Raw genomic sequence first — 18,994 nt, forward strand, 5'->3', positions numbered from 1 at the left:
CTGCTTGATCCCGTCCGCATCGAGAAGCAGGTCCCTCGCTGCGCTCGGGATGACAGCCTTTTCGGGCGCGCATGAACCGCGACGCCCCGCTCTTGTAGGAGCGACGTGAGTCGCGACCCGATGCGCCCCCAAATCGCGACTCACGTCGCTCCTACGAAAAGCAAACCCCCGACGCGCAGCCGCCGCCTGCGCAAGAAGCTCCACGTCGACGAATTCCGCGAGGACGGCTTCCACGTGCGCCTCGTGCTGCGTGCTTCGTCGTCGGCGGAGGCCGATCGCTTCTGGGACGATTTCCTCGCCGAGGCGATCGAAGCACGTGGGCTGACGTACGGCGGTACCGAGCAGGGCTTCGTGGCGGCGGCCCGTGGTTCGGCCACGGAGACGCATCGCGAGGCGGTCCGTGCATGGCTGGCGGCGCGTCCGGAAGTGGCGTCCGTGGACGTCGGCCCACTGGTCGATGCGTGGCACGACGACGCCCCGCCTTTGTAGGAGCGCCGGGAGGCGCGACCGCGGGCACGACGCCCCGCTCTTGTAGGAGCGACGTGAGTCGCGACCCGGAAGCGTCGGAAGGTCGCGACTCACGTCGCTCCTACAAAAAGCAGGGCAAGCCCGGCGTCGGACGAAAAAAGAGCGGCGCCTTGCGGCGCCGCCCGGAGAGATTGGAAGCAATCCCGCTTCCGTCCGTCGTCCCTGCGATGGCCTCCCATGGTCCGGGTGGGCGGTGACGGTTCCGTGACGGCGGCATGGCGCGTCGGAGTCAGGGCGCGGGTGCGGCAGGCCGCGGAAGCCGTTAGCATGGCGGCATGCACATGATCCACGACGACATCCGGGCCCCGCGCCCGCAGCAGGCGGCCGCCATGGCCGTGCAGGGGCGATGGCGCGGCTGAGCCGCCTTCCGTCCCGTTCCGCCTGTCCGCGCCTGCGTGCGCTCCCGAGGAATCCCGCGTGATCTCGTTCGAACAATTCCAGCAGCATGCCGCCGACGGCCACACCCTCGTGCCCGTGGTGCGCGAAGTGCTGTCCGACCTCGACACCCCGCTGTCGGTCTATCTCAAGCTGGCCGACGGCCCGCACACCTATCTCTTCGAATCGGTCGAGGGCGGCGAACGCTTCGGCCGCTATTCGATCATCGGCCTGCCCGCGCACCGCGTGTACGCCTTCGCCGGGCACACGCTGTTCGTCACCGAACTGGGCGAACTGGTCGAAAGCCGCACCGTCGACGACCCGCTGGCCGAGGTCGAACGCCTGCGCACCGCGCAGAAGATCCCGCGCCTGCCGGGCCTGCCAGGCTTCACCGGCGGCCTTGTCGGCTGGTTCGGCTTCGAGTGCATCCAGTACATCGAACCGCGCCTGCGCGGCAGCGACGGCCTGCATCGCGATTACCACGACGAACTGGGCACGCCCGACATCCTGCTGATGGACAGCCGCGACGTCGCGGTGTTCGACAATCTCAAGGGCCGGCTGTACCTCATCGTCCACGCCGACCCGCGCGAACCGCAGGCGTGGGCGCGCGCCAACCGCCGCCTCGACGAACTCACCCATCGCCTGCGCCAGGGCGGCCCGGGCTATCCCGAGGCGCGCGATTCGAACGCCCTCGTCGAGGACGATTTCGTTTCCGGCTTCACCCGCGAAGGCTTCATCGCCGCGGTGCAGAAGTCGAAGGAGTACATCCGCGCCGGCGACATCTTCCAGGTCGTGCTGAGCCAGCGCATGTCGGTGCCGTTCAAGGCGCGCCCGGTCGATGTGTACCGCGCGCTGCGTGCGCTGAACCCGTCGCCGTACATGTATTTCCTCGACGTCGGCGGCACCCAGGTGGTCGGCTCGTCGCCGGAGATCCTGGTGCGCCTCGAACACGAGGGCGACGGCCCGGGCACCGTCACCGTGCGCCCGATCGCCGGCACCCGCCCGCGCGGCCGCACGCACGAGGAAGACCTCGCGCTGGAAGCCGAACTGCTGGCCGATCCCAAGGAACGCGCCGAGCATCTGATGCTGATCGACCTCGGTCGCAACGACGTCGGCCGCGTCAGCGAACCGGGCACGGTGGAAGTCGGCGAGCGCTTCGTGATCGAACGCTACAGCCACGTCATGCACATCGTCAGCGAAGTCACCGGCACCCTGAAGCAGGGCCTGAGCTACGCCGACGTGCTGCGCGCCACCTTCCCCGCCGGCACCGTCAGCGGCGCCCCCAAGATCCGCGCGCTGGAAGTGATCCGCGAACTCGAACCCGTGAAGCGGAACGTGTACGCCGGCAGCATCGGCTACATCAGCTGGCACGGCGACGCCGACACCGCCATCGCCATCCGCACCGCCGTCATCCAGGACGGCCGCCTCTACGTGCAGGCCGGCGCAGGCATCGTCTACGACTCCGACCCCCAGACCGAGTGGGAGGAGACGATGAACAAGGGACGGGCGTTGTTCCGGGCGGTGGAGCAGGCGGCTAAGGGGTTGTAGGGGGATTACCCATATCGGGGTGCCCATGCCGTGTATCCAGGCAAGATGGCATCCGCTACCGGCCCGCAGTATCCGAATATGCCGCTGATTCTTGCAGGATTTCTCTGATTGACCGTCGTCGGTTGCTCGAGGCAGTCTTTGCGCTAACCCCCCCCGATTTGTGGACTACTTGTAGTTAGGCGACAGACGGAGTTTCACGTGTCAATTGACCTTCGATCCTTCACCCAAGCGTATGGTCGAGCCATGCCGCCTTCGATCGAGGCGCTGCTTGAAGACCGGGATTTGCTGGCGAGCGTTCCGCATTGGTTCGCCATGCCCGGAAAGCGCTTCATCATCGAAGTTCAGTGCTACGTTGGCGCTGAAAAACAAAGTTCCGGGGATGTCTCTCAGCAGCAGTTCGTTGTTGCAATCACCACGGAAGGTTCGGAAATGTTGGTTGATCTGCACGACCCTGAATTAAACGTATTTCAGCGCGAACTGGGAGAGGTCGATCTGTTGGGTTTCACCATCACCGACTTTCTCGCTGCAGCAGCGAAACGCCAAGACTTCAAGCCAATCTACCCATCGGCCCCACGCGCCTAACAATTCATTCAAGCCGACGCCTTCGGCGCGGCTCAATTCGGGCGTTAGGTTGCTATGAGAGAGTCCTATGACTGCAATTTCCAGTGAACTAGCCGTCCAGATCATCCGCAATGCCTTCGCGCCACTTCACTGCGGCGCCGAGGTCCATGACTATGACAATGCTGTTCGGCTCAACGTCGTGGATGACTCAAACACCAGTTTGCTTAATCTCTCTGGCATCACGTCCGACGAGTTCGGAGATGCCGATCGCCTGGGCGCTCTTTTGGAGCGCCTTCGCGAGGATTTGACGCATTTCAAAGGCGTGCATCTTGATCCGTGGCAGATGCCCGAGGTCAAGGTGATCGCAACCTAACAATTCATTCAAGCCGAACCCGCTTCGCGGGTCAGATTAATTCAGGCGATAGGCCCCATGGACACTCTCCTGGTAACGAAAGTCGAGCGCTTTTCCCCGGGCGATGAGTCTGCCGAGGTGACCCTGGCGAGCGCCAAGAGCGAGATTGTTGCCTTCTGCCACCCTTGCAACCTTTCGGAAGGGCAAGTCGTACCCAATCTCCTCCGAGGCCTAGCTGAGGACGTGCGCGCGGCCTACCTCGTTGATTGGCCGGAGTCACTCAAAGAGGCATTGAGTGTTGAACGTCTAGAGAAGGTTGGGCCGCTTGGGTATCGCGGCTGCGGGATCGTCTTTGATCAAGCTGCCGGGCTGATTGAGGTATTTGGCTTTGTGTTGGACCTCGGAGATGTTCCGTGCACGGGTCACGTGGAGTTCGAGTGCTCACGCATCGACCTCTGATGGGCCTAAAAATTCATTCAAGCCGAAGCCGCTTCGCGGCTCGGCTTAATTCAAGCGTTAGGCATCGCAGATGAACAAGTCCTTGATTGACGATTTTCTGCGCTGGTGGGTCAGCCGAAGCCCCAGCATCGCCGATAAGATCTTCCACTCAGACGCTTTGTATACCGACTGCATAGGACCGGGACTAATCCCTGCGGGCGGTACACGAGGTCCATCAGGAGAAGATGCTGTCGGGCTAGTGCCGCAGAAAATCGTTCTTAATGGAAATGAGGCTGCTGTCGTGTTTGAAGAGATCGATGAAGTTACGGAGCTTCTGTACCGACAAGCGATATACCTTCGCTCAGTGGATGGCAAGCTTGCGGAGGTCATTTACATTAAAGAGTCAGTGGCTCGTCCCGGTGAAGTCGATGTGAAATGGTTTAGATGAATGTCCACGATTAATCAAGTTCGCGGCTTAACGGTGGCCCCGCCTAACCCTCCCATTGAGAGGACGCTGTCCAGCAAGCCGGTCAGCGCCTCTCATGTCAAACGTTAGACCGCTGTGGAGAATTTTGTGCAACCTGAAGCACTACCCGCATCGATCTCTGTTGCGCTTCTTGCCATGGTTATCGTTTGCTTTCTTCTGTAGAGGGCTCAATTCAGTCGACTGGAGCGTCTTCATGCGCCGAAGTACCGTAGGCTGGGTCATCGACCCAGCGATTTGCTTGTTCCGCCCATGCTGGGTACAAAGCACCCAGCCTACGAGTCGTGAAGGCTTATCTGAGAGGTACCCACCGTTGTCGTCCCAGCATCGCATCGTGCTCGGCGCGTCAAGGTCGAGGTGAATTGCTGCGCAAACCTTGACGCGCCTGCGCGCGATGCGGGTTGGACTCGCCAACGGCGTCCACTCCGGGCGTCGGGCGAAACGGAGTGCCGTCATGTCCAAGCCCAAGTCGCCGCCTGCGTCCCGCGCCGCGGCGTCGAACGTCCTGCTGGTCGAAGTCCCGCCCCAGTTCATCGCCCTGTGCGAAGCCAGCGGCACCTGCCCACAAGCCGCGCTGCGCGGCATGGCCGCTATGGTCTGCGGCCTGCGCTACGACGACGACAACCGCCTGGTGCCGCTGGACGCCGAAGCCGCATGAGCTTCGCCGGGCGCAGGCGTTACCTGCGCCCGGAATTTCACAGAGTGGCGGTGAACTCGCAAGGCGGACTTGAGCCCGCCCTGCGCAGCGGGTTCGTCGAGCCAACCCGGGCCTGTCAGTAGACCCTGTGGAACGAATCGCCGTTGAATCGAGACACGCTGCCGTCGCCCATGCCGAACCACAGGGCACCACGCTTGTCACGATAGATGGTCCACACCATCTGGCTGGTCAGCCCGTCCTCGGTGGTGAAGTTCGTCAGCGACTTGCCATCGAAGCGCCACGCACCGTTGTCGCGTGTTCCAAACCAGATGTTGCCAGTGGCGTCTTCCGCAATCGAGAATATCCGGTCAAGAGAATGACTCGGCCCTTTCTCCCTGATGCTCGGTGCGTGCTCGTGGGTGAAGTTGGAGACAGTCTGGCCGTTGTAGCGCAGAACCCCGAGCCCATTGTTGCCGATCCAGAGATTTCCCCGGCTGTCTTCGAATATGCTGCGCACGTGCAACCGTTCGCTTCCAGGTTCGATTCCCACGGTCTCGTCGCTGATCACCGTGAACGAATGTCCGTCATACTTGAATACGGCTGGAAAGGTCGCGATCCAGACCGTTCCGTTCCGACCTTTCACGATGTCGGTGACCAAGTAGGGGTTCTCTTTGTCGACTGTTTCCGGCAAGGGCAAGGCCAGATACGAAAGCGACCGGCCGTCATATCGATACACCCCCTGTCCATCGAAGCCTCGACGCATCCCGCCATCGCCGTGAAACCAGAGATCGCCGGCCGCCGAGCGCCAAGTATCCACCTGGTCAGGGCGAAGAAGCCCGTTGCTTTTCCCGGCATGAATCTTGAACGTGTTTCCGTCGAAGCTGGTGATTCCGTTTCCTGTCTCGAACCAGATGACTCCGGCCTGATCTTCTTGAATGGTCCTGACCTGGTTGTCGCTGAGCCCGTCTTTCACCGTGTAGTAGGTGAACTCTCTGCCATCACACAGCGCCACTCCTTCCTGGTGGCTTCCGAACCAGAATCGCCCTCTGCTGTCCTCGAAAATGGCTCTGACACCGGAGGTGAACTTGAGGCGCGACTTCGCCTCGCATGCCCTGGCACTCGTTTCCAGCGAACGGCCTGCCGATACTTGGTCTCTATCTCCTGTTGAAGAGCGCTGATACGAGCAGGAGCCGAGCAGCGCAATCGCCAGCAGGATCGTCCAATTGGCATGAATTCTTCTGGTTTCTTTCACGATTGCCTCGGTCTGCCTGACTGCAAGTGGACCCCGGATCGGGGAGTGGTACGCAGGCTGGCAAATGCCTGCTCACAGGTCAATCCGGGAAATTTCTGGAATATCGAAAGTAACGCAGGCCGGGTCATCGACCCTGCGATTCGTTTGATCGGCTCATGCTGGGTGCGAAGCACCCAGCATACGAGGCTGTAAGGCTTTCCCGTGATGTGCCCACCGTTGTCGTCCCGGTATCGCATCGTGCTCGGCGCGTCAAACGCGTAAGGCGGGCTTGAGCCCGCCCTACGCCACCCGAAAAGTTGTTTCTCGTAGGGCGGGCCCTGGGCCCGCCGATGACGAATCGGACGACGTATCCGGTGCAACGGCGTTGAAGGATTTTCCGACGCCCATGCGGGGCGTGTACCGATGGCGGCCCGCCGGCATCGGCGCGACGCTGGGGCATGCCGAACTATCGTCGTGTCCGTGTGCCGGGTGGCACCTATTTCTTCACGGTCAATCTTCTGGAGCGTCGTCGCCGTTTGCTGGTGGAGCACGTGGACGAGCTGCGGGCGTCGTTCCGTGCGACGCATGCGGTGAGGCCGTTCGAGGTGTTGGCCATCGTGGTGTTGCCCGACCACCTGCATTGCCTCTGGCGTTTGCCTGCCGGGGATGCCGACAACACCAATCGCTGGGCGCAGATCAAGGCGGGGTTCTCGCGCCGATTGCCTTGTGATGAATGGCGGAGCGAGCGACGCGTTGTTTGTCGTGAACGCGGTATCTGGCAACGTCGCTACTGGGAGCGTCTGGTTCGCGACGATGACGATCTGCGGCGGCATGTCGATTACATCCACTACAACCCTGTGAAGCATGGACACGCTTTGCATGCGGCCGATTGGCCGTATTCGTCTTTCCGCAGATGGGTGAAGGCGGGTGTGTATCCGCTGGATTGGGCGATGTCTCCGTCGGGCCTGCCTTGATCCTTGCGGCGGGCTTGAGCCCGCCCTACGAACGCCTACGAGCCTCGGGCCGCCGGGCATATCCGCCCCGGTCACACAAGAAATCTGACGCCCCCGGAGGCTTGCCGCCCGATCGCGGCGTTGCCCCTCGGACCCCCACCTTTGCCCCATTTTGGTGCAACAGTGCGCCTCGAACGGCCGACGTTGCCCCTTTCACCGGCAACGATGCCGCTTTTTCTCGCCATCGATGCCCCTCGAAGGGGCATCGTCGGCACTTTGAGGGCCATCGATGCCGCTTTTTTCGCCACGCATGCCCCTTTTCGGGGCAGCGTTGCCGCTTGGAGCGGCAGGCATGCCCCATTTTGGTGCAACGCCGGCGCTGAAAGCGGCAACGTCGGCGCTTTCACCGGCATGCGTGCCCCTTTCCGGGGCATCGTTGGCCCGAGAAGGGCCGGCGATGGCCCTCGGAGCAGCATCGATGGCGCTTTTTCCGCCAGCGGCGGCCCTTCGAGTGGCAACGCATCGCCCGGGCAAGGCCAAAGCCGCGCCCGGGATCGCGGGGGCGCCTGCATGCGTGCTTCCCGGGTGCGGGCGTTGCGCTTGTCCGGGCGACCACGCTGCGCCGCGGCGGTAAGGTGGCGGGGCGTTCACTCAACGCCGCCACACCGCATGCCCACACCCCGGCCCTCCGACGTCCATGCCGCCCTCGCCGAGATCCGCCGGCTGCGCTTCCGGCAGGCATTCCTGATGGCGCCGTTGGCCGGCATCGTGCTGTGCGGTTTGCCGGTCGCCATGTTCGATGCGTTCCCGTTGCGCAGTTACGTGTTCGCGACGTTCGTCGTCTGCTGGCCGCTCGCGCTGTTCGGCTTCGTGGCAGCGATCCCGCTGGGCTGGGCGATCGGCGAAACCCGCTGTCCGCGCTGCGCGAACCGCTTCCATGTCGGTACGTCCCGCCGTTTCGGCGCGATCCAGAACGGCTTCACGCGCAAATGCATGCACTGCGGATTGCGGCTCGACGGCCGCAACGTCGAGCCCGCGCGCACGGACGCCTGATCGCCGGGCGCGTGCAACACGCAAGGCGGGCTTGAGCCCGCCCTACGCAGCTGCCGACTCACCTTGCCGACAGCGGCGAGCGCTGCCGGGACGCGGTCATCCCGGGAACTTCGGAAACTTCTCGTCCGGGTGCTTGGCCTTCCATTCGCGGTGGGAGACCGTGCCTTCCCACGCGGTGAACGCGCGCGGCGGGCGGCCGCGACCGGTCCAGGTTTCGCCCGTGTGCGGCAGCCAATACTTGGGTGCGACTTCGGTTTTCGCCGGGGCCGCCTTCTTCACGGCCGGCGCCTTCGGCGCGACGAGCGCGGCGATCTCGGCCTTCTGCTTGGCATCGAAGTGCGGTCCGAACTCGCCCAGCAATTCGATGACCTTGGAGAACGCGCCGCCTGTCTGTTCCTTCCGCAGATCCTCCTCCTGTTGCTCAAGCTGGCGCAGTTCTTCGGCGAGCTTGGCCTTGGCCGAGGCGATCGAATCGAGGGTTGGCTTCATGGTCGACACCGATGGTTGTGCAATCCCGCAGTATAGCCGCGGGGCTCCTCCGGCCGGCATGCGGGGCGTCCCGGGGCGTCCCGGGGCGCCCCGATGCGCCCCGATGCCCGGGCCCCGGGCATGGCCCGGCCCTTCGCCTGCGAAGGTCAGCCGCGGATCGCCGCGTGCATCCCATGCTGTATCGTCGCCGACGACCACGAGGCATCCCGGCCATGATCAAAACGAAACGATGCGCGTCGATGCTGGTACTGATGTCCCTGCTGGCCTGTCTGCCCGTCGGTGCGGCGCAGGCGTATTGCAGCGGGACCGATCCGCAGTTGGCGGGGAGCAGCCCGGATTACTACAGCGTCGGCAAAGAGCGTGCGCGCGCCCGGTACGTGGTGATCGCGCGCAGTGTCCGCGAGACGTGGCTGGGCGAAGACGGCCGGCCCAGACCGCTCGTGCCCCCGTTCCAGGGCGGTGCGGCGACGCCCAACGGCTTCGATCCCTACGCGGGCGCGATGTACCGCGTGAAGGTCCTGCGTGTGTTCAAGGGCAAGCCGCCGGCCGTCTTCACCGTGTTCAGCGAGAACACCACGTCGCGCTTCCGGCTGGAACCCGGGAAGGACTATCTGCTGTTCGTCAGCGAAGGACTGTTCGACGCACCGATCGGGCGCCATCTGACGATCGACAGCTGCGGCAACTCCGCGCCGAGGGCCGACGCGGCGGAGACTCTGCGGCGATTGCGCGGCCGCTGAACAGGGCCGGGCGAGCCGGCCTCCACCGTCAGCCGCGGATCGCCGCCTCGATCGTTGCGATGTCGATCTTCGTCATCGTCATCATCGCCGCGAACGCGCGCTTCGCGACGGCCGGGTCGGCGCTGGCGACGGCGTCGCTCAGCACGCGCGGGGTGATCTGCCACGACAGGCCCCACCGGTCCTTGCACCAGCCGCAGGCGCTGGCCTGCCCGCCGTTGCCGATGATCGCGTCCCACAGCCGGTCGGTCTCGGCCTGGTCATCGGTCGCGACCTGGAACGAGAACGCCTCGGTCTGCGGGAACGCCGGACCGCCGTTGAGCCCGAGGCACGGGATGCCCAGCACCGTGAACTCGACGGTGAGCACGTCGCCGGCCTTGCCCGACGGGAAGTCGCCGGGCGCGCGGTGCACCGCGTCCACCGAGCTGTCGGCGAAGGTCGCCGCGTAGAAGCGCGCCGCGTCGAGCGCGGTGCCGTCGTACCAGAGGCAGATGCGGTTCTTGCTGGCCATGTCGATGCTCCCGTGTCCGAATGTGTGCGGCGGCCACCACGACGGCCGCGCCGCGCGATCACGCGTGCGCGGCTGCCGCGATTATGGAACAGCGAGGCACGACGTCCAGCGCGACCGTGCGTCGTGCAGGATGCATCGCCGCAAGCGGGACGCCATGCGATGGAGGCTGGCGCCAGGATCCCGCTGTCATGCCTCCGCGTCGTCCGGTTCCGTTCCGACGCCGTCGCTGCGCCGCGGCGTCGAGCGCAGCGAACCTCGACGTTCACGGCGCTGGCCGCGACATCCGGCATTCCGTTGATCCCGCGCGCTGCGCGCGTCCCGCTTGCCCGCTAGTGCGGGTGCGCATGCAGGTGGGGATGCGTCGGTGACTGCGTGTCGGCGCCGTCGTGCGGCATCTTCGCCAGCACATCGCTGGCAGGCCGCGTTCTCCATTCCTCGGTCACGATGCGGATGACACGCTGGCTCGGGTCATCCAGCGGGCGGTCCGTCGCGAACACGATTTGTCCGTCAGCACTCGGAGAGACCCCCGCGATCATCGGCGGAGGCGTCTTCGGTGCCTGGCTCTGCATTTCGTGGGCGATACCCGCGGCGACATTCTGCAGGGCCGTGGCATCGAGGTGCAGCGCGCTCGCATGGGGCCTGAGCAATGCGAATGCCATGCGATAGAGCGGATGGTCGGCGCCCGGGAACGTGCCCGCGGAAAGCTCGGGCGTGGCGGCGTGCCCGCCGGGCGTGATCCTCGCGCGCTTGGTGTCGACGGGATCGGGTGGCCGCGTTCCGTCGCGTCCCGGTTCGGCGCGTTCGACGGGTTCGCGCTTGCGCTTCCTGTCCTGCCCGTCGGTCTCCGTCGCGATGTCCCGCTCACGGTTGGACTGCAGCACGGCGAAGGAAAGCTTGGTGTCCAACTGCGACCGTTCCAGCCCGAGCGCGTCGAGATCGACCACGATGTGCGGTGTCCCGGGCCTTCGATAGAGCTTGCGCGTCTCGTTGTTGCGCGAGTAGTTGAGGGTCTCGTCCTTGCCGTGGATGACATCGAGCAGTCCCGATGCGTCGTGATGGCGGTAATCGAGTGTCCCCGAGCGACCCAGCCCCGCCTCGCTGCCGGGTTTGTCGTAGTAGTACCACTTCATGGCTTCGACGTTCGACGGGTTCTGCGGGAGGCCGTGGACGTCGTCCAATTCAAGGCCGGGCTTGAACCAGATCTCCGACGAGCCGTCTCGCGCGGGTGCCGTCAGGAAGTCGTCCATGCGATCGGGACAAAGCGCCTGGACCTTTTCGATCGACATGTCCGGAAAGTTCCTTTCCACCCACGAGAGATACGCATTGAAGCCCCCGAGATGCGCCTTGGCCTCGTCGGTGCGCCGTGCGTCGAGCATGTCCTGCAGCGGCTGCGTGTAGTCGTGGAACCGGACGCCCCTGCTCTCGCCGATCCGGCGGACGGCCGTGTCGAAGGCCACCGATGCCGCCAGGTTTTCTTCGTATCGGAGCGCGTGGTCGGTTTCGTGCCCCACCGCGAAGACCAGTTCACCGACTTCGGCGCTGCCCGGCACTGCCGCGCGGATGGTCGCCTCGTTCAGCAGGATCTTCTGCTTCCGCAGCGAATAGGCGTTGTTCTCCACTGCGGCCGGATCGGACAGTGCGAATGCGACGAGGTATTTTTCGTGGACGGCGCGCTCCAGGTTCTCCCGGAGCACCGGCGACGCCTCGATCGCACGGCGCAGATTGCGCGTCCAACCGCTGCCGTCGTCGTGGTCCTTCTCGAATTGGTCGAGGAGGTTGTCCAGCGATGGTTCGGGCATGTGCATGGTCGATTCCTTCCGTGTGCGGGGCGACGCATGGCCTGGGCCGCGCAGGCAACCCGGCCATGCCGGGCCCGCGCCTTGCCGGCGTGAGTGTAGCGCTCGCATCGCGGCGGCGGATCGCGCGCATGCGGCCGCGGCTTCCGGCCCGGAGGGATGACCGCGCCCCGCCTTCATCGTGCACGGACATGGAAATGCCCCGCATTGCTGCGGGGCATTTCCGTTCCGGGCCACGACGATGGGCCGTGGATCAGTCGCCGAGCCGCTGCCGGTATTCCTCGCGCAGCTGCGTCCAGTGGTCCCAGAACGGCGCCGGCGTTTCGCCTTCGAGGCGCGCCGCCAGCACGTCCGCATGCGCGTGCCAGCCGGGGCCGATCATCAGCACGTTGCGATGGTCGCTGATACCGCGATGGACGATGGTGAGCAATACCTTCCCGTCGCGCGGTTCGAGCATGAAGGTCACCTCGCCCGGGCCCCAGGTGAAGGCGAGGCGATGCGGCGGATCGAAGACCGTCACCGTGCTCGCCATGCGATGTTCCGCGTCGAAACCGTCGGGCCGGTGGCCGGGGGGCGTGGTCAGTTCATCGTTGCGCCAGGTCAGCTCGAACGTGCCGCCTGCGTGCGCGGGCATGTCGCCCGAGGCCAGCCAGCGACGGCGCAGGTCGCCGTCGGCGAGATGGGCCCAGACGCGTTCGATCGGGCCGGGCAGCAGGCGTTCGAGGCGGACGGTGTCGGGGGCGAGGAGGGTGGCGTAGCCGGAGTCGGCGGCGAGGGTGTTCATGGCGTCCTTCGTGTCTTGGCGGACTTGCGGGTCCGGGGAGCCGGAGGCGCTGCGGCGGCGGCAGCGTCCTCCGTCGCGAGCAGGGCTTCGAGGGCATCCAGGCGCTGGTTCCAGAAGCGTTCGTAGTGCCTCAGCCATTCCGCGCCGAGGTGGAGCGGGGCGGCGTCGAGGCGGCAGGTGTGCACGCGGCCGCTCACTTCGCGGCGCAGCAGGCCGGCGCGCTCCAGCACCTGGATGTGCTTGGAGGCACCGGCGAGGCTGATGTCGAACGGTGCGGCGAGTTCACCGACCGTGCGCGGGCCGGCCGCGAGATCGCGCAGCATCGCCCGCCGCGTGGGGTCGGCCAGTGCGCGAAAGAGGTCGTCGAGGGGGGCTTGATTATCAACCATGTGGTTGATGATAGGTCGGTCGATCAGAAAGTCAACCATCAGGTTGAATTTCTGGCGCGAGGCCGGAACGCCGGCCGTGGCGGTGCCGCGGAGACGATGCCGCAGAGACGTCCGCAACGACAAACGCCCCGCATCACTGCGGGGCGTTCGGCGTTTCCTGCCGCGACGTTCGCGGGCTTACATGCCCATGCTGCGCGGCGCCTGCTGCTGCGACGGGGCCTGCGCCGGATCCGGCACGGCCATCGTCGCCAGCGACTGGTTGGCCGGCTGTTGCTTGGCCTGGGCGACGTTGATGGCGACGCGGTCGGCGGATTCGCTGGCGGGGTCGCCCTGGTAGGCGAAGACCTGGCCGTTCTTGCCGAGCAGCGCGCCGTCGATCCGCTCCATGCCGGAGTTCTGCGCGTGCAGGGCGGTGGCGGCGGCGACGTTGCGCAGTTCCTCGCCCTGCAGGCCGAGGCCGTCGACCTTCTTCAGCGCGCTCTCGGCCTGGCGATACAGCGCCGGTTCGATCGCGGGCGCCTCGACCGACGGCTTCTTCGGGCTGCTGTCGGTGTAGTGCAGGCCCGTGTCCATCAGGTTCTTCTTCAGGTGCAGCTCGTGCAGGTCGAGCTTCACTTCCGGCGCGGTGGCCTTCGGGTCGTGCTTCTTCGCTTCGGCGAGCGACTTCTTCTCGGCATCGGCGATCACGCCCAGCGCCCATTCGCCGTAGTAGTTCGGGTAGTCCTGGTTGCCCTTGGTGCCGAGGCGCGCCGAGCTGGGCGGCTGGTCGAAGTAGTGCTTGCCCATCGCCTCGACGTTCTTGTCGGTGGACTTCAGGGTCATGTCCGCTTCGATGGTCAGGCCCGGCTTCATCGCGTAGGTGAAGTTCGGCGCCTTGCCGCCGCGCTCGATGAAGTCGCCCATGCGGCCCGGCTGGGCGTTGTAGAGCTCCTTCAGCGTCGGCGCGGTGTTGTCGCCGGCGTCGTGCTTCTGCTTGGCGACCTGCGACACGATGGCGTTGTAGCCGCCGATGTGCGCGCCGGCCTCGTCCTTGCGGTAGCTGTCGATCAGCGTCTTCACCGAGCCGGTGTAGTCGTGCGGGCCCGGGCCCTTGGCGATCTTGTCGACGTCCTTGACGTAGGCGTCGACCGCCTTGTCGCTGACCGTGCTGTTGAACGAGTGCTGGATTTCGTGGCCCATCACGAACACGAGTTCGGACGCGGCGGACTTGTCGGTGCCGGCCTTCTTCAGGTAACCCGGCGGCAGCTCGATCGTCTTGTTGTCGCTGTTGTACGTGCCGCCGGCATTGGCGCCGGCCGGCAGCATGTCGAACTTCTCGAGGTGGCCCTTCTGCACCGATTCGACGATGCGCGCCTTCAGGTCGGGCGAATTGTCGAGCAGCTGGCGCAGGTTCTTGCCGGGCTTGTCGGTGGCGGTGTCGTGGGCCTTCTCGAAATCCGACAGCATCTTGTCGAGTTTCGTTTCGGCGGCTTTCCTGGCTTTCAGGACGTCTTCGGGAACAACGGCCATGGCGGGGTCCCTCAGGCGTTGATGATGAGGCGGGAGACGCAGGCGCGGTCGGCCTTGTCGTCGTTCTCGCCGCGGACGTAGACCTCGACGGTCACGTCATCGCGGGCGAAGTCCCAATGGAGGATGTTGCCGAGCTTGCCGTGGGCGGGCGTCGGGCGATAGCCGGCGGCGGCGAGCGCGGCGGCGTAGTCGTCGAAGTCGACCGCGATCGGCGCCATGTCGGCGTTGGCGTGGCTCTCGTCGTCGAACGAGAACATCAGCCGCGAGGGCCTGGCTTCGCCGATCTGCGGCAGCGAGACGAGGTTGTAGGCCCAGGCGTCGGTGAGCTGGCCGCCGGTGCCGTATTCGCGGGCGTCGTCGGGGTTGAACTCGATCTTCAGCCCGGTGAGCTGTTCGATGCGGGCGGGGGCGAGATCGTCCGGGCTGCGGACGTTCTCGACGAGGCGGAGCACGCGCCGGCCGATGTCCTCGGCGCTGCTGGGGGATGTGGACTGATCCATGCGAAAACCTGTGATGACGGAGGGTGGCGGTCCGTCGGGCGGACCGGGCGCACGTCGCGGGGACGGTCGTGCGGGCCCAGTATGGAACGCGAAGCCCGCCGCGGGCAGGCCAGCGGCGGGCTTGGGAGGGGGCTGCGCCGGCGCGGGTCAAACGTGCTGCGGCTTGTGTCCCTGCGGCTCGGAGGGCGGCTGCAGCGACGCGGCGGGCTGGCCCACGGCGACCTGCGTTGGCGGTTCGACCGGTGTCAGCCTGCCGAGGCTCTGTCCCTCGGGCGTGCCGATCGCGGCGAGGCCTTCGACCCGCGCGCTCACCGAGACGTCGCCCACGCCCTGGGTGGCGATCAGGCCCTTGCCGTCCATGCTGTGCGCGACGCTGTCGATCTGGCGCAGGCCGTGTTCCTGCGCCGAGACCGCCAGCGCCGCGGCGAGGTTGCGGACTTCCTGCGGCGTGCCGAGGTTGTCGCGGGCGTGCAGCTCCCCGACCTGGGTCAGCGCCTGCCGGAACAGCGGGTGGTCGTCGGCGCCGGGCACCAGCGACACCGGGGCCGACGACGAGGACGCCACCGGCACCGGCGGCTCGACGAGCGGCTTGCCGACCACCAGCGGCCCGAGGTCGCCGAGGTCGAGCTTCACCACTTCGATCTCGCCCCTGGCCTGCAGGCGGCCGTTCTCGGGCAGGCCCAGCGCCGGGTGCGCCTGCAGCCGGACCGGGTCGATGACGTAGTCGCGATTGACCATGCCCGACTCGGCGAACGCGCGTTCGGTGTCCTTGACCATGCCCGCGGCGAACTGGATCGAATCCTGCCGGTAGTTCATGTGCGGCGCGCCGAGCTGCGCCTTGTCGGCGTAGTAGCCCTTCATCGCCTCGATGTTCTCCGGCGAGTAGGGCATCAGCCCGTCCCGGCCCAGCGTCAGTCCGTCCTTCAGCGCGTAGGTGGCGGGCACGCCGACCGAGGTCTTCGCGATGAAGTCGCCCATCCGCGCCGGATGCGTTTCGTACAGCTCGCGCAGCAGGTGCTCGGGTTTCGGATGGCGGTCGTTGATGACGTACGAGGCGATGGCGTTGAAGCCGCCGATGTGGGCGCGGCCTTCTTCGGCACGCGTGCGTTCGGCGAAGGCGTTGATGGCGTCGGTGTAGTCGCGCGGTCCCGGGCCGTCGCTGCGCGCGATGCGTTCGATCTCGGGCGCCAGCCGGGTCACGCCGTAGTTCTCGCCCTTCATCGAACGCGCATGCTCGGTCTCGTGGCCGAGCATGAACATGGTTTCCATGTAGGTGTGGTCGTAGCCGTCGAAGCGCGGCGCCACGCGGATCGAGCCGTCGCTGACCTGGTACGACGCCGAGCCCGCGCCGTTGACGGCCCGGTCGCTGTAGCTGCGCAGGTGGCCGTCGTGGATGGTTTCGAGCGTCCGCGCCTTGAGGTCCGGCGACAGCGACATGATCTGCTCGATGCCCTTGGCCATGTCCTTGTGGCCCCGGGTATCGCCCTTGCGGTAGTCGTCGAGCATCTGGTCGAAGCGCTTCTCGTCTTCGGAACGGCGATCGAAGAAATCCCTCACGCCCTTGAAGAACTCAGCCATGGCCCACCTCCGCCGCGGCGCCGGCCGTGACCACCAGCTGCATCACCCGGAAGCGGACCGGCATCGCCTGCGCGTCCTCGCGTTCGGTCTGCACGTCCACGGCCACGTTGCCGCGCACGAAGCGATGGCCGTACAGGGCGCCGCGGGGGCCGGCGATCGCGCTCTGCGCGTAGCCGCAGGTGCGCAGTTCGCTGGCGAAGCCGGAGAACTCCGGCGTGGCGGCCGGCAGCCGCGCATCGGCGCGGCGGGCGATGTTGTCGACCGAGACCACCAGCCGCTTCGGCGGCCCGCCGCGGCGGTCGGGGATCGAGGTGAGGTTGCAGGCCCAGGTGTCGTCGAGCATCGCGCCGAACCCGTAGCGGTGCGGGTCTTCGGGGTCGCGGCCGATCGGCAGGCCGGTGAGGTATTCGACCTTGGCCGGCGAGAGGTCGTCCGGGCCATAGAGGCCATCGATCAGGTGCAGGAGGCGGGTGCCCAGATCGCCATTCTGGGCGAGGGCGTGGCCGGAAGGCGTGGCGGGTGTCGTCATGACAGTGCATTCCTTGGACTGCGTGAACGGGGATGGCCCTTCGCCGGGCGGGCGTGCGCAGCGGGGCGCCGCCGCACGTGCCTGCATACGGAAAAAACGGTTACAGGCGGACGCGGGAGGGGCCGGCCGGCCCGGAGCCACGCCCGGAACAGCCGGCCCGGAACAGCCGGCTCAGAACAGCAGGTTCACCATCAGCACCACGACCACGGTGTAGATCAGACTCAGCGGCCCGCCCACGCGCCACAGTTCCTTCGCCGAATAACCGGCGGGACCGACGATCATCGACATCACCGGATTGGATGCGGTCATGAAATTGTTCGACGCCGACAGCGCGACGATCAGCGCCGCGGAGGTCGGATTGCCGCCCGCGGCGAGCGCGATGTTGATCGCCACCGGCACCATCACGATCGTCGCGCCGACATGGCTGATCACCAGCGAGAACGCGGTCGTCAGCAGGCCCACCGCGATTTCCAGCAGCCACGTGGGCGTGCCCTGCGGCAGGCGGTCCAGCGTGTGCGCCGCCACCCACGCCGCGGCGCCGCTGGAGTCCATCGCCCAGCCAAGAGGAATGAGGCAGGCCATCAGGAACACGGTCTTCCAGTTGATGGCGGCGTAGGCCTCGTCCATCTTCAGCACGCCGGTGATCAGCATGCCGGCGACGCCGGTCATCAGCGCCACCGACGCCGGGATGCGCGAGGACAGCGCGATCGCCATGGTGATGCCGAAGATCGTCATCGCCATCTTGAACTTGTGCGGGCGCTGCTCGGCCTTCGGGTAGTCGGTGACCGGCACGAAATCGCGGTTGCCCGCGGACTGCGCGAGGTCGGTCCAGATGCTGTGCAGCACCAGCAGGTCGCCGGCGCGCAGCGGGATCTCGCGCACGTCCTCGCGCAGCACCTGCTTGTCGCGGTTGATCGCAAGCAGGCGCAGGTTGAGGCGCCTGCGCAGCTGCAGTTGCGTGGCGGTCTTGCCGATCCAGGTCGAGGTCGGCGGGATCACCGCCTCGGAGATGCCGGCGCGCGCCGGGTTGAACAGGTCGGCGAACTCGCGCAGGCGGCCGCTCATGCGCAGGAAGCGGTTCTGCGCGAAGTCGACGATCGCCTGCCGCGGCCCCATCACGCCGAGCACGCTGCCGACCCAGATGCGCGCGTCGCCGGGCGGCGCCAGGCGCGATTCGTTGCCGGTCTTCAGCGCGAGGATCGTCGGCGCGTCGTGCAGGTCCTCGGTCTCGCGCAGCGACATGCCCACCAGCGGGCTGTCGGCGCCGACGGTCAGCTCGTATACCTCGCCGTCGATGCCGTAGGCGCTGGCGAAGTAGCTCTGGGTCAGCGCGGGGGTGACGCCCGAGTCGCTGTCGTCGTCGCGCAGCCGGCGCACGCCGAAGAAATGGAAGTACGCGAGCCCCGCGGCGAGCAGCGCGGCGCCGATCGGCATCGGCGCGAACATCGGCAGCGGCTTCAGCGTCATCAGGCCGGACGGCAGGCTGTCGTTCGCGGTGCGCAGAAGGTCGTTGAGCAGGATCAGCGGCGAGTTGCCGACCATCGTCAGGCCACCGCCCATCACGATCGCCGCGCCGATCGGCAGCAGCATGCGCGACAGCGGGATGCCGGTGCGCGAGGACAGCCGCGAGGCCACCGGCAGGTACAGCGCCATCACCGACGGGTTCTGCATCACCGACGAGTTGAGCCCGGCGATGGCGGAGGTGAACAGCAGCAGCCGCGTCTCCGCGCCGCGCGCGCGCCGCAGCAGCCAGCCGGCGAGGCGATTGAGCGCGCCGGTGCGGTCCAGGCCCGCGCCGAGGATCATCGTCGCGATGACGCTCATCACCGCGTTACTTGCGAAACCGTTGAACAGGTCGCCCGGCTCGACCAGCCCGGTCAGGCCCAGCAACACCAGCACCACCAGCGCGACCACGTCCGCGCGCAGGCGCTCGAACAGGAACAGCACCATCGTCAGCACCGTCAGCCCGAGCACGAGCTGCATGTCGCTGGTGAGGGTGAGCTGGTTCTCCATCG

21 protein-coding genes are annotated in these 18,994 nt (G+C 66.3%); 10 read left to right on the top strand and 11 right to left on the bottom strand.

Annotated features, from left to right (window positions below):
• The first annotated feature begins 105 nt into the window (after window positions 1–105).
• The 7 genes from ACT53Q_RS05265 to ACT53Q_RS05295 all read left to right on the top strand — a co-directional run bounded on the left by ACT53Q_RS05265 (window position 106) and on the right by ACT53Q_RS05295 (window position 4,944).
• A complete protein-coding gene (locus ACT53Q_RS05265; RefSeq protein ID WP_476185609.1) occupies window positions 106–489 on the top strand; it encodes a YggL 50S ribosome-binding family protein in 384 nt (127 codons plus the stop codon).
• Between the two features lie 456 nt (window positions 490–945).
• The gene (trpE, locus tag ACT53Q_RS05270) at window positions 946–2,451 is read left to right on the top strand and encodes an anthranilate synthase component I (RefSeq protein WP_476185610.1); all 1,506 of its coding nucleotides are present in this window, start codon (window positions 946–948) and stop codon (window positions 2,449–2,451) included.
• Window positions 2,452–2,649: 198 nt separating this feature from the next.
• Window positions 2,650–3,033 carry a hypothetical protein gene (locus ACT53Q_RS05275; RefSeq protein ID WP_476185611.1) on the top strand — a complete coding sequence of 128 codons (384 nt, stop codon included), beginning with the start codon at window positions 2,650–2,652 and terminating at the stop codon, window positions 3,031–3,033.
• 67 nt (window positions 3,034–3,100) lie between these two features.
• Window positions 3,101–3,385: a hypothetical protein gene (locus ACT53Q_RS05280; RefSeq protein WP_476185612.1), complete on the top strand. Its 285-nt coding sequence runs from the start codon at window positions 3,101–3,103 to the stop codon at window positions 3,383–3,385.
• 57 nt (window positions 3,386–3,442) lie between these two features.
• The gene (locus ACT53Q_RS05285; protein ID WP_476185613.1) at window positions 3,443–3,823 is read left to right on the top strand and encodes a hypothetical protein; all 381 of its coding nucleotides are present in this window, start codon (window positions 3,443–3,445) and stop codon (window positions 3,821–3,823) included.
• Between the two features lie 70 nt (window positions 3,824–3,893).
• Complete coding sequence (locus ACT53Q_RS05290; RefSeq protein WP_476185614.1) at window positions 3,894–4,250, top strand: hypothetical protein; 357 nt, start codon at window positions 3,894–3,896, stop codon at window positions 4,248–4,250.
• A 490-nt stretch (window positions 4,251–4,740) separates the two neighbouring features.
• Window positions 4,741–4,944 (top strand): hypothetical protein, encoded by a 204-nt coding sequence (locus tag ACT53Q_RS05295; RefSeq protein WP_476185615.1) that lies wholly within the window; start codon window positions 4,741–4,743, stop codon window positions 4,942–4,944.
• A 115-nt stretch (window positions 4,945–5,059) separates the two neighbouring features.
• On the opposite strand, the gene ACT53Q_RS05300 is transcribed toward ACT53Q_RS05295, so the two are convergent.
• Window positions 5,060–6,175: a ligand-binding sensor domain-containing protein gene (locus ACT53Q_RS05300; RefSeq protein ID WP_476185616.1), complete on the bottom strand. Its 1,116-nt coding sequence runs from the start codon at window positions 6,173–6,175 to the stop codon at window positions 5,060–5,062.
• A 437-nt stretch (window positions 6,176–6,612) separates the two neighbouring features.
• Here ACT53Q_RS05300 and ACT53Q_RS05305 point away from each other — a divergent pair, with 437 nt between their 5' ends.
• Together ACT53Q_RS05305 and ACT53Q_RS05310 are read left to right on the top strand one after the other, a co-directional pair.
• Window positions 6,613–7,128 carry an REP-associated tyrosine transposase gene (locus tag ACT53Q_RS05305; protein ID WP_476185617.1) on the top strand — a complete coding sequence of 172 codons (516 nt, stop codon included), beginning with the start codon at window positions 6,613–6,615 and terminating at the stop codon, window positions 7,126–7,128.
• 648 nt (window positions 7,129–7,776) lie between these two features.
• Window positions 7,777–8,160, top strand: coding sequence for a hypothetical protein (locus tag ACT53Q_RS05310; RefSeq protein WP_476185618.1), 384 nt, complete (start codon window positions 7,777–7,779; stop codon window positions 8,158–8,160).
• A gap of 96 nt (window positions 8,161–8,256) precedes the next feature.
• Here the strand turns inward: ACT53Q_RS05310 and ACT53Q_RS05315 are convergent, their stop codons facing one another.
• On the bottom strand, window positions 8,257–8,649 hold the full coding sequence (locus ACT53Q_RS05315) for an H-NS histone family protein (RefSeq protein WP_476185619.1): 393 nt from the start codon (window positions 8,647–8,649) through the stop codon (window positions 8,257–8,259).
• 164 nt (window positions 8,650–8,813) lie between these two features.
• Here ACT53Q_RS05315 and ACT53Q_RS05320 point away from each other — a divergent pair, with 164 nt between their 5' ends.
• On the top strand, window positions 8,814–9,386 hold the full coding sequence (locus ACT53Q_RS05320; protein WP_476185620.1) for a hypothetical protein: 573 nt from the start codon (window positions 8,814–8,816) through the stop codon (window positions 9,384–9,386).
• Window positions 9,387–9,414: 28 nt separating this feature from the next.
• On the opposite strand, the gene ACT53Q_RS05325 is transcribed toward ACT53Q_RS05320, so the two are convergent.
• The 9 genes from ACT53Q_RS05325 to ACT53Q_RS05365 all read right to left on the bottom strand — a co-directional run bounded on the left by ACT53Q_RS05325 (window position 9,415) and on the right by ACT53Q_RS05365 (window position 18,992).
• The gene (locus ACT53Q_RS05325) at window positions 9,415–9,894 is read right to left on the bottom strand and encodes a VOC family protein (protein ID WP_476185621.1); all 480 of its coding nucleotides are present in this window, start codon (window positions 9,892–9,894) and stop codon (window positions 9,415–9,417) included.
• Between the two features lie 329 nt (window positions 9,895–10,223).
• Entirely contained in the window at window positions 10,224–11,699 is a 1,476-nt protein-coding gene (locus ACT53Q_RS05330) for a hypothetical protein (protein WP_476185622.1), read from the bottom strand.
• Between the two features lie 244 nt (window positions 11,700–11,943).
• Window positions 11,944–12,474 (bottom strand): SRPBCC family protein, encoded by a 531-nt coding sequence (locus ACT53Q_RS05335; RefSeq protein WP_476185623.1) that lies wholly within the window; start codon window positions 12,472–12,474, stop codon window positions 11,944–11,946.
• The gene (locus ACT53Q_RS05340) at window positions 12,471–12,980 is read right to left on the bottom strand and encodes an ArsR/SmtB family transcription factor (protein WP_476185624.1); all 510 of its coding nucleotides are present in this window, start codon (window positions 12,978–12,980) and stop codon (window positions 12,471–12,473) included. The genes ACT53Q_RS05335 and ACT53Q_RS05340 overlap by 4 nt, the downstream gene beginning before the upstream one ends.
• Before the next feature lie 60 nt (window positions 12,981–13,040).
• Window positions 13,041–14,372, bottom strand: a complete 1,332-nt coding sequence (locus tag ACT53Q_RS05345; RefSeq protein ID WP_476185625.1) for an XVIPCD domain-containing protein — start codon at window positions 14,370–14,372, stop codon at window positions 13,041–13,043.
• Window positions 14,373–14,383: 11 nt separating this feature from the next.
• Window positions 14,384–14,872, bottom strand: a complete 489-nt coding sequence (locus ACT53Q_RS05350; protein ID WP_476185626.1) for a hypothetical protein — start codon at window positions 14,870–14,872, stop codon at window positions 14,384–14,386.
• A 147-nt stretch (window positions 14,873–15,019) separates the two neighbouring features.
• Window positions 15,020–16,450, bottom strand: coding sequence for an XVIPCD domain-containing protein (locus ACT53Q_RS05355; RefSeq protein ID WP_476185627.1), 1,431 nt, complete (start codon window positions 16,448–16,450; stop codon window positions 15,020–15,022).
• The gene (locus ACT53Q_RS05360) at window positions 16,443–16,979 is read right to left on the bottom strand and encodes a hypothetical protein (protein ID WP_476185628.1); all 537 of its coding nucleotides are present in this window, start codon (window positions 16,977–16,979) and stop codon (window positions 16,443–16,445) included. Before ACT53Q_RS05360 ends, ACT53Q_RS05355 begins: the two co-directional genes overlap by 8 nt.
• A 171-nt stretch (window positions 16,980–17,150) precedes the next feature.
• The gene (locus ACT53Q_RS05365; protein ID WP_476185629.1) at window positions 17,151–18,992 is read right to left on the bottom strand and encodes an SLC13 family permease; all 1,842 of its coding nucleotides are present in this window, start codon (window positions 18,990–18,992) and stop codon (window positions 17,151–17,153) included.
• Window positions 18,993–18,994 lie beyond the last annotated feature (2 nt).

The sequence above is a fragment of the Lysobacter sp. DMC97 genome (assembly GCF_056313745.1).

Coding starts and splice junctions, on each gene's coding strand:
- ACT53Q_RS05280 (WP_476185612.1), top strand. CDS start 3,101: ATGACTGCAATTTCCAGTGAACTAGCCGTCCAGATCATCCGCAATGCC.
- ACT53Q_RS05285 (WP_476185613.1), top strand. CDS start 3,443: ATGGACACTCTCCTGGTAACGAAAGTCGAGCGCTTTTCCCCGGGCGAT.
- ACT53Q_RS05290 (WP_476185614.1), top strand. CDS start 3,894: ATGAACAAGTCCTTGATTGACGATTTTCTGCGCTGGTGGGTCAGCCGA.
- ACT53Q_RS05295 (WP_476185615.1), top strand. CDS start 4,741: ATGTCCAAGCCCAAGTCGCCGCCTGCGTCCCGCGCCGCGGCGTCGAAC.
- ACT53Q_RS05305 (WP_476185617.1), top strand. CDS start 6,613: ATGCCGAACTATCGTCGTGTCCGTGTGCCGGGTGGCACCTATTTCTTC.
- ACT53Q_RS05310 (WP_476185618.1), top strand. CDS start 7,777: ATGCCCACACCCCGGCCCTCCGACGTCCATGCCGCCCTCGCCGAGATC.
- ACT53Q_RS05315 (WP_476185619.1), bottom strand. CDS start 8,649: ATGAAGCCAACCCTCGATTCGATCGCCTCGGCCAAGGCCAAGCTCGCC.
- ACT53Q_RS05325 (WP_476185621.1), bottom strand. CDS start 9,894: ATGGCCAGCAAGAACCGCATCTGCCTCTGGTACGACGGCACCGCGCTC.
- ACT53Q_RS05330 (WP_476185622.1), bottom strand. CDS start 11,699: ATGCACATGCCCGAACCATCGCTGGACAACCTCCTCGACCAATTCGAG.
- ACT53Q_RS05335 (WP_476185623.1), bottom strand. CDS start 12,474: ATGAACACCCTCGCCGCCGACTCCGGCTACGCCACCCTCCTCGCCCCC.
- ACT53Q_RS05345 (WP_476185625.1), bottom strand. CDS start 14,372: ATGGCCGTTGTTCCCGAAGACGTCCTGAAAGCCAGGAAAGCCGCCGAA.
- ACT53Q_RS05350 (WP_476185626.1), bottom strand. CDS start 14,872: ATGGATCAGTCCACATCCCCCAGCAGCGCCGAGGACATCGGCCGGCGC.
- ACT53Q_RS05355 (WP_476185627.1), bottom strand. CDS start 16,450: ATGGCTGAGTTCTTCAAGGGCGTGAGGGATTTCTTCGATCGCCGTTCC.
- ACT53Q_RS05360 (WP_476185628.1), bottom strand. CDS start 16,979: ATGACGACACCCGCCACGCCTTCCGGCCACGCCCTCGCCCAGAATGGC.
- ACT53Q_RS05365 (WP_476185629.1), bottom strand. CDS start 18,992: ATGGAGAACCAGCTCACCCTCACCAGCGACATGCAGCTCGTGCTCGGG.